The organism is Pedobacter heparinus DSM 2366 (genome assembly GCF_000023825.1).
Taxonomy (GTDB): domain Bacteria; phylum Bacteroidota; class Bacteroidia; order Sphingobacteriales; family Sphingobacteriaceae; genus Pedobacter; species Pedobacter heparinus.
In genome coordinates this window covers 518,207-531,454 of sequence record NC_013061.1, presented here as the reverse complement: position 1 = coordinate 531,454, position 13,248 = coordinate 518,207, and the positions used below count along the sequence as shown (strand labels likewise).

Annotated in this window: 8 protein-coding genes; 5 read left to right on the top strand and 3 right to left on the bottom strand. The window is 42.9% G+C overall.

Translation table 11 applies throughout. From position 1 onward, the window contains the following. Positions 1–44: 44 nt before the first annotated feature. The 3 genes from PHEP_RS02225 to PHEP_RS02215 all read right to left on the bottom strand — a co-directional run bounded on the left by PHEP_RS02225 (position 45) and on the right by PHEP_RS02215 (position 5,779). On the bottom strand, positions 45–1,637 hold the full coding sequence (locus tag PHEP_RS02225; RefSeq protein WP_012780623.1) for a RagB/SusD family nutrient uptake outer membrane protein: 1,593 nt from the start codon (positions 1,635–1,637) through the stop codon (positions 45–47). A gap of 12 nt (positions 1,638–1,649) precedes the next feature. Further along, the gene (locus PHEP_RS02220; protein WP_012780622.1) at positions 1,650–4,781 is read right to left on the bottom strand and encodes a SusC/RagA family TonB-linked outer membrane protein; all 3,132 of its coding nucleotides are present in this window, start codon (positions 4,779–4,781) and stop codon (positions 1,650–1,652) included. 323 nt (positions 4,782–5,104) lie between these two features. Beyond that, the gene (locus tag PHEP_RS02215) at positions 5,105–5,779 is read right to left on the bottom strand and encodes a DUF6266 family protein (RefSeq protein WP_143715680.1); all 675 of its coding nucleotides are present in this window, start codon (positions 5,777–5,779) and stop codon (positions 5,105–5,107) included. Positions 5,780–6,083: 304 nt separating this feature from the next. Between PHEP_RS02215 and PHEP_RS02210 the strand changes: the two genes are divergently transcribed. From PHEP_RS02210 to PHEP_RS02190, 5 genes are all read left to right on the top strand, one after another. Next, complete coding sequence (locus tag PHEP_RS02210; protein WP_012780620.1) at positions 6,084–6,632, top strand: RNA polymerase sigma-70 factor; 549 nt, start codon at positions 6,084–6,086, stop codon at positions 6,630–6,632. A 69-nt stretch (positions 6,633–6,701) separates the two neighbouring features. Then, positions 6,702–7,874 (top strand): FecR family protein, encoded by a 1,173-nt coding sequence (locus PHEP_RS02205; protein WP_012780619.1) that lies wholly within the window; start codon positions 6,702–6,704, stop codon positions 7,872–7,874. A gap of 240 nt (positions 7,875–8,114) precedes the next feature. After that, positions 8,115–11,303 (top strand): SusC/RagA family TonB-linked outer membrane protein, encoded by a 3,189-nt coding sequence (locus tag PHEP_RS02200; protein WP_012780618.1) that lies wholly within the window; start codon positions 8,115–8,117, stop codon positions 11,301–11,303. 2 nt (positions 11,304–11,305) lie between these two features. Then, positions 11,306–12,766: a RagB/SusD family nutrient uptake outer membrane protein gene (locus PHEP_RS02195; RefSeq protein WP_012780617.1), complete on the top strand. Its 1,461-nt coding sequence runs from the start codon at positions 11,306–11,308 to the stop codon at positions 12,764–12,766. Positions 12,767–12,776: 10 nt separating this feature from the next. Further along, positions 12,777–13,244, top strand: coding sequence for a hypothetical protein (locus PHEP_RS02190; protein WP_012780616.1), 468 nt, complete (start codon positions 12,777–12,779; stop codon positions 13,242–13,244). Positions 13,245–13,248 lie beyond the last annotated feature (4 nt).

The window sequence follows — 13,248 nt, the reverse complement described above, 5'->3', positions numbered from 1 at the left end:
TTTATTTTTCAACTGTTGTAAGCTCATTTTTATGGTACAATACCTTACTCATCATAAGGGGGATTTTGGTCGCCCACCAATTGACGGTTAGCATTAAATGCTGCCGAGGCAATCGGGAACATGATTCTTCCGATATTTGTTCCTTCGTATTTGGTTGCACCTGATCTTCCGGCCAAAATTGGGTTCATGATACCGGTTAAGTAAGTATAGCCATTGGTAAAATCATACATTTTTCCAATACGGCATAAGTCAAACCATCTTTTACCTTCGCCCAACAGCTCGTACTGGCGCTCAGTAAGAATGGTACGCTCAATACCGGTTACAATATCCCCCGTATAATCGGTCAACTTAGCCTGGGTTTTATATCCTACCCGGCCTCTCACAGTATTAACAATATCCAGGGCGTCCTGGTATTTCCCTGTATGGGCCAGGGCCTCGGCCCTTAACAACATGATATCAGCAAAACGATAGATGGGCAGTTTCACATTACATTCGCCATTGGCCTGATATACAAATGCACCACCAGGCTGGCCATCACTTCTTTTTGCAGCCGGATCATATAAGGTAAATTTACCAAACGCACCGTTCAATGCATTATATTCGACCGGGGTTTTATAACTGATCATGTCGAAACTTGTGGTTAAACGGCCGTCAGAGGGTAATGAAGTTGCCGGATCAGTTCTGTCAAACAATTCCTGAAAAATCCGGGGCGTAATCATGTAATTATTGGTATTGGAACCAGAAGCAAGTCTTCCACATACCCCTACACCACCACCACGTTCAATATTATCCCAGTACAGGTTAAAAATGGTTTCTGTTGAAGTTGAAGGATCAGTAAACATATTCTTCCAGCTCTGCGCATTGGTAACCCAGGTACAACCACTTTCAGTAATTGTATTTTGCGAAGCCACCAGGGCAAGGTCATACTGTTGAAACCACATGTATACATCAGTCTGCAAAGCATAAACCGCAGCTTTCTGCATGTTATATTTATTTGTTTTATTGGTACCTATACTTTTCAATGCCAGATCGATATCATCCAGGATTCTTTTCTTCACGTCAGCTATAGGCGATCTGGGAAACTGGGTTGGCTGGCCATAGGTTTCCAGCGGCTCAGTAATCAGCGGCATTTTACCCCATACCCTGAGGCCATAGAAATACATCAAAGCGCGTAGCCCATAACACTGGCCCAGATAATCGGTATAAGTTGCCGTAGCCCCACCAATATTCTCGCTGGTCATTTGCGGATAGTATTTAATGCCATAGTTGCAAAGCGAAATGGTGGTATAAAGGCTTGCCCAACTGGCCGCGCCGGTTGTGCCATTTGAGCCCACAATATCCGGATCACTTGCCGATAAGGCATTATTTAAAAATTTGGTTTGTGCAGTTCCCGTGCCCGCACCTTTAACATTATCGGCACGAACTTCGCCCCAGTCAAACCAATTGGTATTCAATGTAGTTTGCACAGCGTTGTATATACCCGCCATCCAGGCATCAGCATCTGCCTTATCTTTCCAGAAGCTTCCGGGCGTGATGGTCGAGATCGGATCAGCCTCCAGGAACTTTTTACACCTTGTAGCAGTTAGCAGGATCAATAATCCCCCGAATAATAATATTGTGAATCTAATCTGTTTCATGATCTTCTACGATTAAAATGTTATACCAAGTCCTAATCCCATCTCTCTTTTGCGCGGATATTGTCCGTTATCAAGCCCAGGTTTAAGCACACTATTTTGTTTCACTTCCGGGTCAAAACCTGTGTATTTTGTCCAGGTCAACAGATTGTTACCATAAACATACAGGTTAAAGTTAGCAATATGGAACCGCTCAATAAGTTTTCTTGGCAGCTGATATCCCAGTCTGACATTCTGCAAACGTATAAAGGAACCATCCTCCAGATAGTAATCGTTGGTTTTACGCACGTTATCAGAACCTTGGGTCCCACCAATGTATGACTCGGTAATTTGTCCCGGATATTTGTACATGTTCAGGATATAATAAGGCTCGGGAGTCGTATTGCTATTGGAAAAAGAAGCAGTATTTCTTCTGTTTTCATTATAGATACTGTTTCCAAAATTTCCGTACAGAGAAACTGCCAGAGAGAAGTTCTTGTAAGTAAAGTTATTGCTCCAACCCAAGCTCCATCTTGGCTGTCCGTATCCGGTTACAATCTTATCTTCGTTACCAATGTTGCCATTTAAAACCCCATTGGCATCGGGCTGATTTTGCCAGATCACATCACCACCCTTAGAAATGTTACCATTGGTAGTCAATTGTTTTGGCGTTCCGCTGTAAGGTGTCCCGTCAGGATAAGTATAACCTAATAAATTTGGCTGCATATTTTTCCCGATGACCACATTACCCAATTCATCTTTCTGAAATTGTGGGATCAGTCTGACTTTAAAGTCATCTGTATAGGCATTGGACTGATCGTACTGATAAATGCCCAGGAATCTGTAACCAAAGAAGTTCCCGGCTTCTTTACCTTGTGCAACAATCCAGTTGTCATCTACATAATCACCACCCGGCAGGCTAAGGATTTTGTTCCTTACCCTTGACCAGTTGATGGATGTTTGCCAGGTAAATTCTTTGGTTTGGACAGGATATCCTGAAACCATTAGTTCGATACCTTTGTTTTGAAGCGAACCCGCATTGATCCTGGCTTTGTTAGGGAAGCCGGATTCTAAAGGAAGTGGTGCGTCATATAATAGATCTTTTGTTTTTTTGATGTAGTAATCACCCACAAAACTCAATTTACCGTCAAAGAAGGTTAAATCCATACCCACGTTTGACTGGGTAGTCTCTTCCCATTTCAGGCTACTGTTCCCCAACCTGGTATCGGTACGCACCCCGCTAACATTATTGTAATAATAGTTACCAAAAATAAATTGCTGAACAGCGTCAAAATCACCAATCTGCTGGTTACCGGTAATACCCCAGCTACCTCTCAGTTTGGCATCAGTTAATATCTTTTTAGACCATTTCATGAAGTTCTCATCGCTAAACCTCCATCCAATTGATCCTGCAGGGAAATAGCCCCATTGATTTTCTGTACCAAATACAGATGACCCGTCCCTTCTTAACGTTGCATTCAACAGGTAACGTCCTTTATAGTCATAACCGACCCTGGTAAAGAAACCTACCAGTGCCGATCCGCTGCCTTTGGAATAAGTATCAGATGGCGTCAACTCGCCTGCGGCGTTTAAGGTATGTACGTTTTCACTTACAAATTTTCTGCCTGTAATTTGTATTTCACTCAGGTTATTTTTTTCAAAGTTGGCCCCCAGCATTGCCGTAAGGTTGTGATTTACGGCAATTGTTTTTTTATAGTTCAGCACCGCATTTCCCTGGGTCCTGACTGGTATAGTTGTTTCGTCTTTACCCGTACTGGCTGCGCTGGCCCCGTTTTCCAATAATTTGGAGTTGAACGTGGTATTTCTGTTAAACTGTACGTCCGCCGATGCATCTGCATGGAACTTTAAGTCGTTCGTAAAGGAATAGTCAAAGCCCTGAAAAATCACCGCCCTGTAGATGGAAGTCAGGTTCTCTCTGAGATAAGCTTCTGCTATCGGATTTTTCCTTCCCCCATTGTCATAAATCAACTCTCCGCTGGGCAAATACAGGGTTTGCTGCGGGCCACGTTGAAGGGCCTGCTGAATGACCTTACCCTCGTTAATGTTGTTTTTATTCTGGTAACTAAAACTGAGCTGTGTAGACAAGCCTACCTTTTTAGAGGGCTGATATTTCAGGTTGGTACGCATTGTGGCTCTTTTGTTAAAGCTAGCCAATACAATCCCCTCCTCATCAAGATACTGCAAGCTATTGTAGTAATTCAGTTTCTGTGTTCCACCGCTCATAGACAAATCAAACTGATTGCGTATGGCGGTCTGTGTAATTAACGATTGGTAATCATTATCTGCATTTTTATTGTAAGCTGTTGAATCATCCGGGTGAGGGTCCAGACTGATTTTGCCTCGCTGATCAAACATTTGTCGTTGCAAACGGTTGGACTGCGGAATGTGACGCGACAGCGTACTGTAACTTCTCAGGTAATCAACATTGATTCTTGGTTTACCATCTTCGCCCTGTTTAGTCGTAATCAGGATTACACCATTTGCCGAACGGGAACCATAAATGGCTGCCGATGCGGCATCTTTAAGGATTTCGATGGATAATATATCTTTAGGATTGATAGACATAATATTTTTCATAGGAACCCCATCCACAATGTACAAAGGTTTAACACCATCATCCGATAGCGTCGACATACCCCGAATGGTAATGTCACTTTCGTCTCCCGGCGCACCAGAGCTACTCATTACCCTTACACCCGGAGCCGCTCCCTGTATGGCATCAAAAATAGATATGGGTTGTTTTTCCTCTATAGTTTTTGCACTGATAGAACTGATTGCCCCGGTTACATCCCTTTTTTTCTGTTGCCCGTAGCCAACTACAATTATCTCGTCCAGATCTGATAATGAGGATGTCAGTTTAGTGTTGATCGTACGTCTGGAACCAACTGTTTCTTCTTTCTTATCGAATCCGATATAACTAAAAATCAATACCGCCTGCGCATCATTTATCGCAATCGAATATTTACCGTCCTGTCCGGTCTGGACAGCCGTTTTTGTACCTTTTACCTGTACACTTACCCCTGGTATCACTTCTCCTTTATCATCAGTTACAGTTCCTGAGATCTTGATAGTCTGCGCATAAATTGATGTTGAAGCTGACAGTAACACCAATATGCCCATTAGTATTCTTTGTAAAACTTTTTTCATACTTTAAAAAAATAAAGCTGTGTCATTAAAAATTTAGATTTTCGGGGATTTGCCCCGCTGGGTATAACGGCCTGGGTTATACCTTGATTCATATGTGTTCTCACATCATACCTGTTTAGTTAATTTAAAATATTTGGTAGATGCAATTGACAAAAAAAAAGCAGAGCATTGCTTAATCAAATTAGCTTACTTGTATATCATATTGGCAGAGGGCATTCCCTGAAAAATATGCCGTTCTCCCCGGCATGGTTAATGGGCATAGCAATCCCATAAGACAGCTTTAACAAGCTTTCTTTGTAAATAAGAATTATAAAAAATGGTATTTACAAAACAATCTGTCCCATATAAACGCTATCGGAAATCTGCGTTCTGTCGTTAGAGATAAAAGCCATATAGGTTTCTACAAAATGATCCTTTTTATCGCTCCCACGGGCTACCAGGTTAAATTTACCCTCCAGCACATCAACACCAGCAGACCTGCGTGCACCGCTATCCAGGTAAAAGGCCCTTTTGCTATCGGGAAGATAAGCCAGCATCATGACCTGATCGCGTTTCCTGTTACGGTCAGCATCCGGATCAACCGCCCATTCAAATTTTATGGCGATGGTATCTCCCGCCGTTTCATAGCTCATTACCGGGTTTACCGGGCCTTCCAGCATACCCTTACAAACCATCACTTTGGTGAAGTCAATTTCCTGGTTTGGGTATTCGCCTTTAATGGCATGTTTCATGGTATAGGATACCGCTACATTCTGAGCAGTTTTTGTGGTGCCATCTGCTGCCAGTTTAAAACCTACATTGGTAAAATGATTTACTTTAGCAATGAATTTTATAGCCAGGCCAAAAGCCTGGGTCGTTGTTTTCTGGCCAACTGTTCTGGGTTTATTTGATTTGTGGGGAATCATTCTCAATACTGCCGCACCTTTGCGGATGTAACCAACAGTATTGCCTAATTTACCGATAAGCGGACCGAATGGTCCGAATTTTAAGCGCGCCATATTTAGCTGTTTATCAGGCATCTGCATTGACACCTATAGGTAAAGATAACAAATAATACTTACATAAACCATAAGGTAATCTTTATAAATACTTTCTGATTTGCTGCTAAAAAATTGCTTTTATACTGTTCGACCAAGAGGATAGCAAGACAATAGCAAGAGGAAAGCAAGAGAAAAGCAAGACAACTGTATAACACTGTCTTATTCCTGTCAGCATTCTGGAAGGCCCAGGCCCCATTGTTTTTTAATCTTGTATTGCTCCTACATAAACACTATTTTTGCAATTCATTCAACATCAATTGAATTGTCGGGATCAACACACCATACTGCTTATTCATTCGAAGAATTGTTCAGGGACAATTATGCCCGGCTGTGTCATTTTGCCCTGCAGTTTTTAAAAGACGATGATGCCGCCAAGGATATTGTACAGGAAGTTTTTGTAAGTTACTGGAACATGGATGAAAAACCGGTGGATGATCCTTCCAGGATAAGCTCCTTTCTTTATGCCGCGGTTAGAAACGCCTGCCTCAATAAGTTGCGCCGGCAAAAACTGGAATATGGTTTTCTAAATGCCCAGGATGCTGATCCATCAGAAGATGCTGTGGCCCTGAATTCAATGATCAGATCAGAAGTGATCAGCGAACTGCACAAAGTGATCACCACCTTACCTGAAAACTGCCAGAAAATTTTCCGGATGGGCTATCTGGAAGGTTTAAAGAACCCACAGATTGCGGCCGAACTTGGCCTGAGCATAAATACGGTTAAAACACAGAAAAAACGGGGACTGCAATTGCTGCGCATGCGCTTAAATCCAGATTTTTTTGCGCTTATTTCTCTGTTTTTGCTAAAATAACCAAAATATTTAAAAATAATCCCCTTTTCTTTCACCCGCTTTTCTTTTTCAGGTTTCTTATAGTTGTCTATGGAAACGCAAAACAACATTAAGCAAACTGCTGAACTCATCATTAAGTTCCTTAAGAACGAATTAAGCCCTCAGGAAAAGAAAGATTTTGAGCTTTGGCTCAACGCATCGGCCGATAACCGGGCATTGGTAGAATCTTTCCGGAATACAGAAACCGTACAACACGAGCTCAATTATATAGCTGCTGTCGACATCAACAAAGGCTGGGAAGAAGTTTCAAAGCAAATTCAGGTTAAGCCTGCAAAAACCTTCTCCTGGAATAAGCTCACAAAATACAGCGCCGCCGCCGTATTGGTAGTGGCGCTGGGCTTTGGGCTTTACAATTACCTTTCGACAGCTAAAACCCGGCAGTTTAATCAAAGCGCAGCTGTGCACGACATTATGCCGGGAACCCAGAGAGCAACACTGAGGATGGCGGACCGTTCCAGAATGGATCTGGGCACTTCTTCGTTCTGGCTGGTAGGTGATAATGGAAGAATAGCTTTAGGGGCAAAAAAAGGCGTGCTGTATTTTGGGAAAAAAGGGAAAAGGAATAACATTGCGGGCAATAATGTATTAGAGACCCCCCGGGCCGGAGAATACAGGATGGTATTGCCCGACGGAACAAAGGTTTGGCTAAACGCGGTATCTACACTGAGCTTCCCAACCAGCTTTAATCAAACGGAGCGGCGTGTTGAGCTTACCGGAGAAGCTTATTTCGAAGTTGCACACAATAAGGCCATGCCTTTCAAAGTCGCCTTTAACCAAACGGAAGTAGAGGTACTCGGAACTCATTTTAACATCAACAGCTATGGAAAAACAAGTAAGACCACACTGGTTGAAGGCTCCATTAAAGTAACAGAAAATGGCCGTCAGCAGCTATTAAGGCCAGGCGAGGAAGCCGTAATCGACAACGGCGCTGTTAACATTCACAAGACCGACACCTACAAATCAATTGCCTGGAAAGAGGGCACTTTCTATTTTAAAGAAGATTCAATGACTGACATCATGGACCAGCTGTTCAGGTGGTATGATGTAGAGATCGTTTATAAGGGGAAACCTGATACAAAAAGATATAGCGGGAACATCCGCAGGCAGGCTACTTTAAACCAGGTACTGGAAATGCTGAATGCGGTAAGCGGCGCCAGGTTTAGTCTGGAAAACCGCAAAGTAACTGTAGATTTTAACAATTGACAACTTAAACCCAACAACCAGATGAAATAACTTTACTAAACAACCCACAAAATTTAAAAATGCAGGCATAAAAAATCCGGAAACATTGCAGTGTTCCCGGAAAAGTGTGGCTGTGTGCATTTGATCGTTATCGAATTCAACCAATTTTTCAAAACCAACACATACAAAAATATGAAACAAATCCTTCTCGGCAAGTGTGCGGGAAAATACAGGTCATTTAATAGAAAATTACTATTAGTTATGAGGTTAACTATTTTCTTATTAATCATGGGCTGCCTGGCTGTACAAGCTTCAGGATATGCCCAAAAAGTAAACTTATCTGTACAGAATGCAGGTATAGAAAGCGTATGCATAGCTATAAAAAATCAGACCGGTTATTTTTTTCTGTACGACGCTGATGTGCTTAAAAAATCGGGTAATGTTAGTCTGGAACTCAAAAATGCCGACCTGACCGAGGCCTTAAGTAAAATGACTTCAGGAAAAGGGCTGGGCTATAAAATCATAGACCAGACCGTGATCATCTCTAAGCTCAAAGTATCCCAGGAAGAGATCGTCATTAAAGGAACGGTAAAATCCAAAGAAAGCTCGGGACGGGCTGATATGCCGGTGCCGGGAGTAATGGTGACCATAAAGGGCACTAAAAAAGCTACAGTGACTAATGGCGACGGTAATTACACCATACAGGCGCCGGCGAATGCAACCCTGGTATTTTCTATGATTGGTTACGGCAGCAGGGAAATCGCTGTCAATGGCAATAAAACCATTAATGTACTGATACAGGAAACCGCCAGTGAACTCCAGGAAGTTATTGTGACTGCTTACGGTACATCAGAGAAAAAAGAAAATCAGATCGGCAGTGCATTTCAGGTAACCAGCGAACAACTGGAGCGCAGGCCGGCAAAAAGGATAGATGAGCTGCTGGAAGGTATAGTACCAGGCTTACAATATGAGGTGCAAGGCGGGGGTACCAGCAGCCCCAGACCAAGATATCAGACCCGGGTTCGCGGCGAAGCCTCTTTTGGGGCATCAAATGAGCCACTTTGGGTACTGGACGGAATTCCTATAAATACCGGTAATGAAACCAACATGACGCTTGGCGTAAATACAAGTATCAGTCCGTTAACCTATATCAACCCTGCCGATATTGAATCGGTTGTGGTATTAAAAGATGCAACTGCGACTTCCATTTACGGAGCAGATGGATCAAACGGGGTAATATTGATTACCACTAAAAAGGGTAAAGCCGGAGAAAGAAAGATTAACTATGCCTTCAGAACAGGGATAAACCTGATCAATAACAATCGTTTCCATGTACTTAACGGCAATGAATACAGGGAACTTTATGCAGAATCTTATAGAAACAATACGGCTTTAAACCAGGCAGAAATGCCCGATCTGGGCAGCAACAATACCGATTGGTATGATGTATTTTTCCGTACGGGAGTAAATACACAACATGACCTTTCTTTTTCGGGCGGCTACAAAAACACCAGGTATTATGTATCGGGTGCCTATTACAATGAGCGCCCTATCATGATCAAAAACAGGACCCAAAGGTTTTCAAGCAGGATTAACCTGGATCAGAAAGTGAATAAATCCATTGATTTATTCCTGAGGGTGGGCGCGTCCTATAACATCAACAATATGTTTAGTCCTGGCACTAATTATTATACAAACAGGCCTACGGATAGCCCGTTCCGCCCTGACGGCACGCCTATTCTGGCATTTTATAATAAATTACTTGAAGCAGAACACAACGACAACAGGCAAAAAGCAAATGTGCTTCAGGGCAATGCCGGCGGAACAATAAATATCCTGCCAGGGTTTACGTTTACCAGCACAAATGGGATTGACTATCAATCCATCAAAGAAGATTTTTACAGCTCCCAGTTTGCGTACAGCGACAGGGGCGAAGGTATGGCCGCGTTTTCAAAAACCAGGAACTTCGACTGGAACAGTCAGCAGCGCCTTAATTTCGACAAAACCTTCGGTAAACATGACGTATCGGCATTGCTGGGTGCAGAAGCCAGAAGCCAGGACAGGGAATCCAATGCCATCATCGGCAATGGTTTTGAAAATGATGACATCAGGGATGCCAATAAAGCCACAAAAATCCGGTATACCACTTCGGGCGACGAAAAGACGGCATTGTCTTATTACGGACAGCTCAGGTATACATTTGATGGCAGGTACAGCGTGTTGGGCAGTTTCCGTAACGATGGTAATTCTGACTTCGGGTCTGACGTGAAGTGGGCCAAATTCAGTTCAATTGGCACGGCATGGACCATCAGCAATGAAAGCTTCTGGAAAATAAGACAAGTTGATTTTGCCAAACTTAAAATGAGTTATGGTACCAATGGAAACTCCAGAATCGGGGCCTACAGGTCTAAAGGTATTTACAGTACCAATGCCGACAATGCTACCTATAACGGTGAGTTGGGTGCAAAAATGATCAGTGGCGAAAATCCGGTTTTATCATGGGAAACCACTTATATCATCAACGGAGGGCTTAGCCTGGGCTTGTTCAAAAGAATCTCACTGGAGATAGAAGGCTATAGAAATGTAACCGAAGGCTTACTGAATGATGTAGACGTTTCACGTACCACTGGTTTTACCTATATCTTACAGAATGTAGGATCAGTAAGAAACAAGGGAATAGAGCTGACCTTAAATACACAAAATATCCTTAAAAAAGATTTTACCTGGAATACCAGATTCAACCTGGCCAGGAACACCAATCGGATCCTGAAGTTGTACAACAACAATACCAAGGTACTGGATAAAGTGATCCGTCAGGTTGGAGAGGACGTGAATGTTTTTTACCTGGTACGATGGGCCGGTGTAGACCCGGCCGACGGGGGACCGCTCTGGTATGATACACGTGGTAACCTTACCAAAACATTTGATCTGGCCAACAGGGTTACTGTAGGTTCCTCTACCCCTGATTTTTTTGGGGGGATGACCAACTCCTTCCAGTATAAGCAATTTACGCTTTCTGCCCTGATGATCTATAACGTGGGTGGTTATGCCTTTAGCGACCTGCAGCGGGATTCAGAATCGGATGGCCGTAACCTCAAAGACGACAACCAGTCGACCAACCTTTTAGACAGGTGGAGAGAGCCCGGAGACCTGAGCAACATTCCCAAAACCGTACTTAACGAAAATGCGAACAATGCACGTAACTCTACACGGTTCCTGCATAAAAAAACCAGTCTGCGTTTGCAAAACGTAAGTGTAAACTACAACTTTTCAGAAGCATTCCTGAAGCGGATCAGTTTAAGTCGTGCGAATGTTTATTTGCAGGCCGACAATGTAGGTTTCTGGACACCCTATACCACTTCCTCAAACCGCAACGATTATAAAAACTCTTTCAATCCATATCCACAGCCACTTGTACTTTCATTTGGTTTAAATGTTAGCTTAAAATAGAGATGAAAAAAATTAGCTATACCCTATCTATGCTGGTCATTGTAGCCATTACAATGGTATCCTGCAAAAAATTCCTGGAAAAAGAACCGATTGGAAAAACTGGAAAAAATACCTTATTTGAAACAGTAGATGGTGCAAAACTGGCCATTAACGGTTCCTATAATTCCATATTGTTTTATTATAAAAATGAATTTGGCATGTATGCCGATGTTACATCGGATAACCTGATCCGCGGAAACAGCACATCGGTAATGCTGCCACAATTTAATTTCCAAAGTTCAAGTGGCGACGATGCCTTTGCTGTTGGACACATCTGGTTAAATATTTTTGAAGCTTTAAATGGTGCAAACAATATTCTGGCTGCAATCCCATCGCTATCCTCAAAATTCCCGGATCAGGCAGCAAGCCTGGACGGCATAAAAGGAGAAGCGCTGGTGATGCGTGCACTATGCCATTTCGATTTGAGCAGGGCCTATGCACAACCTTATAATTTTACCACAGATGCCTCACATTTAGGTGTGCCGGTATTGCTCAAAACACCCAGCCCCGGCGAGCCCGTTGCCAGGAAAACGATGAAGCAGACTTATGACCAGATCATCCTGGACCTTAATGACGCCTTGCCTTTACTGCAAAAATATGCCAACCACACCACCCAGGTAAAAATTACCTACCAGGCGGCTTTGGCCTTGCTTTCGCGGGTATACCTGTATAAAGGCGACTGGACGCAGTGTATCAATTATGCCAATATGGTGATTAACGATAACGCGTATAGACTGGCTACCCAGGCCGAGTACAAATCGGTATTCCTGATGACACCCAAGGCTGATGCCAGTCCTAAAATTGAAAATATTTTTGCACTGACCAATAACGGACTTACCAGCGGGGTATCAAGTATATTTTCTACATTTTCTGATGCCGCAACTGCCGGATATGCAGCTTCGGTAAAAATAAAATCATCGTTTGGCAATAACAATGATGACATCAGGCTTACGGAAATGTTTACCGTTCCGACAAGCGGACAAAATGCAGGCAGTTCATTAACAAAAAAATATGGAGACGGGCTAGTCAGTTCGGTTAATCCGCCAATGATACAGGTTATCCGGTTATCAGAACTTTATTTAAACCGTGCCGAGGCAAAATGGAATTTAAAGCAATATCCTGAAGCAGCAGCAGACCTGACGGTCATTGCACAGCGGGCACATAAATCGCCGGTAACCATTACCTACAATTCAGATCCTGCATTACTTTACAGACAGATTGCTGATGAAAGGAACCGCGAACTCTGTTTTGAAGGACATCGTTTCTTTGACCTTGCCAGACGCAAGGAAAGCATGGTAAGAGGAACCGATTGTAATTCTACTACCTGCCTTCTTACCTATCCCAACGATAAATTTGTCCTGCCAATTCCTGCCAAGGAAACAGATGCAAATAAAGCACTTATCCCAAATCCGGGTTTCAATTAATTTTAAGAAAATGAAGCATACAAAAACATATTTATTAGTTCCTGCAATCTTATTACTGCTGGTGTTGGTCTCTTCCTGCTCTAAGGAAACGGTTCCTTATGATCACCCTTTCTTTCATATTAATTTCGACAGCCGGTCCAGGATTGAGGTATTGTCTAACCGTAAAGATACCGTGAGTTACAAAGTTTACCTGAGCTCCAGTCTTCAGTTTGAACCTATAGACCTGACCTATGAAGTGATCGTAGGTGACGGGCTTCAGGAGAACCGCGACTTTGTGCTGATTACAAAAGGACCAACACTTACTTTCCCTCAGGGCATCTTCGAACGTCCTATTAAAATCGCCTGGAAGGAATCTGTTCTTGACCCCGCTAAAAACAACACTTTAACCATACGCCTGCTTAGCAACACCCGGAACTTTACGCTCGGAATGCCGGGTCCGGATCAGTTGGAAAGGGAATTATTGATCATCAAAAAGTAAAGCA

Excerpts from the sequence above, each read along its gene's own strand:
- PHEP_RS02225 (WP_012780623.1), bottom strand. The coding sequence starts at position 1,637 with ATGAAACAGATTAGATTCACAATATTATTATTCGGGGGATTATTGATC.
- PHEP_RS02215 (WP_143715680.1), bottom strand. The coding sequence starts at position 5,779 with ATGGCGCGCTTAAAATTCGGACCATTCGGTCCGCTTATCGGTAAATTA.
- PHEP_RS02220 (WP_012780622.1), bottom strand. The coding sequence starts at position 4,781 with ATGAAAAAAGTTTTACAAAGAATACTAATGGGCATATTGGTGTTACTG.
- PHEP_RS02195 (WP_012780617.1), top strand. The coding sequence starts at position 11,306 with ATGAAAAAAATTAGCTATACCCTATCTATGCTGGTCATTGTAGCCATT.
- PHEP_RS02190 (WP_012780616.1), top strand. The coding sequence starts at position 12,777 with ATGAAGCATACAAAAACATATTTATTAGTTCCTGCAATCTTATTACTG.
- PHEP_RS02200 (WP_012780618.1), top strand. The coding sequence starts at position 8,115 with ATGAGGTTAACTATTTTCTTATTAATCATGGGCTGCCTGGCTGTACAA.
- PHEP_RS02205 (WP_012780619.1), top strand. The coding sequence starts at position 6,702 with ATGGAAACGCAAAACAACATTAAGCAAACTGCTGAACTCATCATTAAG.